This window comes from Peptoniphilus grossensis (assembly GCF_001940285.1).
Taxonomy (GTDB): Bacteria; Bacillota; Clostridia; order Tissierellales; family Peptoniphilaceae; genus Peptoniphilus_A; species Peptoniphilus_A faecalis.
Genome location: NZ_MJIH01000006.1, coordinates 1 through 4,620, shown reverse-complemented (window position 1 = coordinate 4,620; position 4,620 = coordinate 1). Strand labels below are relative to the sequence as shown.

Annotated in this window: 10 protein-coding genes; 5 read left to right on the top strand and 5 right to left on the bottom strand. The window is 29.4% G+C overall.

Annotation, left to right across the window (positions count from 1 at the left end; genetic code table 11):
• Positions 1 to 599: 599 nt before the first annotated feature.
• From BIV18_RS11165 to BIV18_RS11145, 5 genes are read left to right on the top strand one after another with little or no spacing between them, the layout of a single operon-like run.
• Complete coding sequence (locus tag BIV18_RS11165; RefSeq protein ID WP_235860867.1) at positions 600 to 1,193, top strand: DNA double-strand break repair nuclease NurA; 594 nt, start codon at positions 600 to 602, stop codon at positions 1,191 to 1,193.
• Positions 1,194 to 1,201: 8 nt separating this feature from the next.
• On the top strand, positions 1,202 to 1,381 hold the full coding sequence (locus BIV18_RS11160) for a hypothetical protein (RefSeq protein WP_235860866.1): 180 nt from the start codon (positions 1,202 to 1,204) through the stop codon (positions 1,379 to 1,381).
• Between the two features lie 29 nt (positions 1,382 to 1,410).
• A complete protein-coding gene (locus tag BIV18_RS11155) occupies positions 1,411 to 1,614 on the top strand; it encodes a hypothetical protein (protein ID WP_235860865.1) in 204 nt (67 codons plus the stop codon).
• The gene (locus BIV18_RS11150; RefSeq protein ID WP_235860864.1) at positions 1,607 to 2,026 is read left to right on the top strand and encodes a helicase HerA domain-containing protein; all 420 of its coding nucleotides are present in this window, start codon (positions 1,607 to 1,609) and stop codon (positions 2,024 to 2,026) included. The genes BIV18_RS11155 and BIV18_RS11150 overlap by 8 nt, the downstream gene beginning before the upstream one ends.
• Positions 1,986 to 2,369 carry a hypothetical protein gene (locus BIV18_RS11145; protein WP_235860863.1) on the top strand — a complete coding sequence of 128 codons (384 nt, stop codon included), beginning with the start codon at positions 1,986 to 1,988 and terminating at the stop codon, positions 2,367 to 2,369. The genes BIV18_RS11150 and BIV18_RS11145 overlap by 41 nt, the downstream gene beginning before the upstream one ends.
• 53 nt (positions 2,370 to 2,422) lie before the next feature.
• Here the strand turns inward: BIV18_RS11145 and BIV18_RS11140 are convergent, their stop codons facing one another.
• From BIV18_RS11140 to BIV18_RS11125, 5 genes are all read right to left on the bottom strand, one after another.
• A complete protein-coding gene (locus BIV18_RS11140) occupies positions 2,423 to 2,662 on the bottom strand; it encodes a hypothetical protein (RefSeq protein WP_235860862.1) in 240 nt (79 codons plus the stop codon).
• A gap of 603 nt (positions 2,663 to 3,265) precedes the next feature.
• Positions 3,266 to 3,436 (bottom strand): hypothetical protein, encoded by a 171-nt coding sequence (locus BIV18_RS11135; RefSeq protein WP_235860861.1) that lies wholly within the window; start codon positions 3,434 to 3,436, stop codon positions 3,266 to 3,268.
• A gap of 74 nt (positions 3,437 to 3,510) precedes the next feature.
• Complete coding sequence (locus BIV18_RS11340) at positions 3,511 to 3,642, bottom strand: hypothetical protein (RefSeq protein ID WP_268875197.1); 132 nt, start codon at positions 3,640 to 3,642, stop codon at positions 3,511 to 3,513.
• A 20-nt stretch (positions 3,643 to 3,662) separates the two neighbouring features.
• Positions 3,663 to 4,046, bottom strand: coding sequence for a DNA double-strand break repair nuclease NurA (locus BIV18_RS11130; RefSeq protein ID WP_235860860.1), 384 nt, complete (start codon positions 4,044 to 4,046; stop codon positions 3,663 to 3,665).
• Positions 4,028 to 4,255 carry a hypothetical protein gene (locus BIV18_RS11125; protein ID WP_235860859.1) on the bottom strand — a complete coding sequence of 76 codons (228 nt, stop codon included), beginning with the start codon at positions 4,253 to 4,255 and terminating at the stop codon, positions 4,028 to 4,030. Before BIV18_RS11125 ends, BIV18_RS11130 begins: the two co-directional genes overlap by 19 nt.
• Between the last annotated feature and the right edge of the window lie 365 nt (positions 4,256 to 4,620).

The window sequence follows — 4,620 nt, the reverse complement described above, 5'->3', positions numbered from 1 at the left end:
GAAATAACAAAAGTATTTGAAGAAACTATTAGATCTACAACATCAAAAGTTATTGATGAAGATATTACTGAAAAAGGGGAGTTTGTAATTTGTATAGAAGGCAATAATAAAGAAGAAAATTATAATATAAAAGACTTTTGGAAGAAGAGTTAAATAGGGGTGTAAAAAAATCTCAAGCTGTGAAAGAAATTTCAAAAAAATATAATATTCCAAAAAACGATGTTTACAAGGAGAGCTTAAATTTATGATAAATTTAAAGGAACTTGAAGGTCAAATAAAAAATGTAAATTTAAATTTGAGAGATAAGTATCGACTTTGTATTTAGAATAAATCATAGTGAATTTAGAGAGAAATAAATAAAGACGTGGGAAAAATTATCAAAATGGAAAAATTTAAAAAAAAGCGAAATTTCCAAATACAAAAAAACTGTGGGAGTTGACCGGTTCAAACAATAGAGCTGGCGGTTGCTTTTCCGCATTTTATCGAAATTTTTCAAGGACTTGCGAAGTCAACTGATGGCAATGAAGTTTATAAAACTAATGTCTATACCCCGACTTTAAACTCAAATTACGACGATAAAAACCTTTCACAAAAAACTTTTGGCGACTATTGAAATAGAAACTGCTATTGAATATATAGATAAATATGATTTTGATTATTTAATGATGGACGGAGGATTTATTAGGTATAAAATCAATTGTTTGGAATTATTTAAGGAGCTTCGTGAATGTTGTGAAAGAAAAAACATAATTCTCTTTGGTGTGATCAAAGATATAAAGACCAATGTTATTGCAAGAAGTCTTGAACTTGACGAAAGCATTTATGATAGAGAAATTTTATTCAATAGACTTAATATTGGCGAAGCAATTTTAATAAAAAATGAAATAAATAAAAAATTTATTAAAGATGGAATGGGAGAAGGGTTTTCCTCTGCATTTATGAGAACTTCAAGATTTCCTGGAGCAATTGGAGTTGATATTTTAGATACGCAAGAAGATTATTTAATGGAAATTTGCAATTTAATTTATACTTTAACTCCAATGTCATCGAGAGGAGTACCACTTTGGCTTGATATTGTAGATAAAGATGTAAAAATTACTGATGAAATATTAGAAATGCTTTTGGAAGAATATTTAGACAGAGATGTTTATGAACGATTTTTTATTTCTGAACGAGATAAGAGATCTTTATAGGAGGAAAAATGAAAGTACTTGGAGTTACTACTACAAGGGAAGTATATATTGGTTCAAAGGAAAAAAACTTTCGAAACAATGAATTTTTAATAGTGAAGATCCAGTTCAAGGCGATATTATTGGAGAAGTTGTTGATTCAAAAACTTTTAACAGATTTATTCCTCTTGATATTGGAGGGGATTTTGTAGACAATGATGTATTATCATCTCTTGATTCCATGGGTTACGATGTTGGGGAAGAAACAGTTTATGTAGCAAAACTAAGATTTTTTGAAGAATTACTTTATCCACCGCTTACTGGAAGTGATTTGAGAACACCAGAATTTTATGAAATTAAAAATTTATTAATAGATACAATGCCAAATAATTCTTTAATTCTCGGCTCAATTAAAAATACGACAACATTGCAAAGGTATGGATGATGTTTATAAAAATCTTTTTAGTACCTTTGAAAACAAGGAATATTTAAAACAAAGAGAACTTCCTTATTTATTTGATTATAAATCCATGCACCAATATCCTCACATAGGAGTATTTGGAGGATCTGGAAGTGGTAAGTCTTTTGGGCTTAGAGTTATATTAGAAGAATTAATGGAAATAGGAGTACCTGCAATTGTAATGGATCCTCATTACGAAATGGATTTTTCAAATAATTCTGAAATTTCTAATAAGAATTATAGTGACAAATTTAAATGCCTTGAAATAGGATTGCAAACGGGAATAAAATTTCAAGAGTTACAAAAACGAGACCTAAAGAATCTTTTAAACGCCGCATCACCCGCTTACAGATTCCATGAAAAATGTAATCGACATAATGCTAACAAAGGGATCTAGCTTTGAATCCTTTAAAAATAAATTGGATATGCTTTTGGAAGGACAAGAGATCGGTCAAAAGATAAAATATTATCGGAAATTGCAGGCAGAACCAGACATAACTAGAAAGAATAGATTTGAAGAAGTATTGGATATATACGAAAGATATGACAAAACTTGCAATTCAATGAGCGTTCGTGGGGTTTTGTGGAGGCTTATAAATCTTCAAAACGAAGGGATTTTCTCCCACAATATTGACGAGCTTTTAGATTTATTAAAGAGGAGAAAATTAGTTGTACTTCAAGGATCGACAAGAATTATAAATGTTTTTCAACTTATCTTTTGGCTAAATTATATTATTTAATAAATCTAAAAGCTCGTCAATATTGTGGGAGAAAATCCCTTCGTTTTGAAGATTTATAAGCCTCCACAAAACCCACGAACGCTCATTGAATTGCAAGTTTTGTCATATCTTTCGTATATATCCAATACTTCTTCAAATCTATTCTTTCTAGTTATGTCTGGTTCTGCTGCAATTTCCGATAATATTTTATCTTTTGACCCGATCTCTTGTCCTTCCAAAAGCATATCCAATTTATTTTTAAAGGATTCAAAGCTAGATCCCTTTGTTAGCATTATGTCGATTACATTTTTCATGGAATCTGTAAGCGGTGATGCGGCGTTTAAAAGATTCTTTAGGTCTCGTTTTTGTAACTCTTGAAATTTTATTCCCGTTTGCAATCCTATTTCAAGGCATTTAAATTTGTCACTATAATTTCTTATTAGAAATTTCAGATTATTGAAAAATCCATTTCGTAATGAGGATCCATTACAATTGCAGGTACTCCTATTTCCATTAATTCTTCTAATATAACTCTAAGCCAAAAGACTTACCACTTCCAGATCCTCCAAATACTCCTATGTGAGGATATTGGTGCATGGATTTATAATCAAATAAATAAGGAAGTTCTCTTTGTTTTAAATATTCCTTGTTTCAAAGGTACTAAAAAGATTTTTATAAAACATCATCCATTACCCTTTGCAATGTTGTCGGTATTTTTAATTGAGCCGAGAATTAAAGAATTATTTGGCATTGTATCTATTAATAAATTTTTAATTTCATAAAATTCTGGTGTTCTCAAATCACTTCCAGTAAGCGGTGGATAAGTAATTCTTCAAAAAATCTTAGTTTTGCTACATAAACTGTTTCTTCCCCAACATCGTAACCCATGGAATCAAGAGATGATAATACATCATTGTCTACAAAATCCCCTCCAATATCAAGAGGAATAAATCTGTTAAAAGTTTTTGAATCAACAACTTCTCCATATATTCGCCTTGAACTGGATCTTCAACTATTAAAAATTCATTGTTTCGAAAGTTTTTTTCCTTTGAACCAATAATATACTTCCCTTGTAGTAGTAACTCCAAGTACTTTCATTTTTCCTCCTATAAAGATCTCTTATCTCGTTCAGAAATAAAAAATCGTTCATAAACATCTCTGTCTAAATATTCTTCCAAAGCATTTCTAATATTTCATCAGTAATTTTTACATCTTTATCTACAATATCAAGCCAAAGTGTACTCCTCTCGATGACATTGGAGTTAAAGTATAAATTTAAATTGCAAATTTCCATTAAATAATCTTCTTGCGTATCTAAAATATCAACTCCAATTGCTCCAGGAAATCTTGAAGTCTCATAAATGCAGAGGAAAACCCTTCTCCCATTCCATCTTTAATAAATTTTTTATTTATTTCATTTTTTATTAAAATTGCTTCGCCAATATTAAGTCTATTGAATAAAATTTCTCTATCATAAATGCTTTCGTCAAGTTCAAGACTTCTTGCAATAACATTGGTCTTTATATCTTTGATCACACCAAAGAGAATTATGTTTTTTCTTTCACAACATTCACGAAGCTCCTTAAATAATTCCAAACAATTGATTTTATACCTAATAAATCCTCCGTCCATCATTAAATAATCAAAATCATATTTATCTATATATTCAATAGCAGTTTCTATTTCAATAGTCGCCAAAAGTTTTGTGAAAGGTTTTTATCGTCGTAATTTGAGTTTAAAGTCGGGGTATAGACATTAGTTTTATAAACTTCATTGCCATCAGTTGACTTCGCAAGTCCTTGAAAAATTTCGATAAAATGCGGAAAAGCACCGCCAGCTCTATTGTTTGAACCGTCAACTCCACAGTTTTTTGTATTTGGAAATTTCGCTTTTTTAAATTTTTCCATTTTGATAATTTTTCCCACGTCTTTATTTATTTTCTCTCTAAATTCACTATGATTTTATTCTAAATACAAAGTCGTACTTATCTCTCAAATTTAAATTTACTTTTTTATTTGACCTTCAAGTTCCTTTTAAATTTATCATAAATTTAAGCTCTCCTTGTAAACATCGTTTTTGGAATATTATATTTTTTTGAAATTTCTTTCACAGCTTGAGATTTTTTTACACCCCTATTTAACTCTTCTTCCAAAAGTTCTTTTATATTATAATTTTTTTTTTATTATTGCCTTCTATACAAATTACAAACTCCCTTTTTCAGTAATATCTTCATCAATAACTTTTGATGTTGTAGATCTAATAGTTTCTTCAA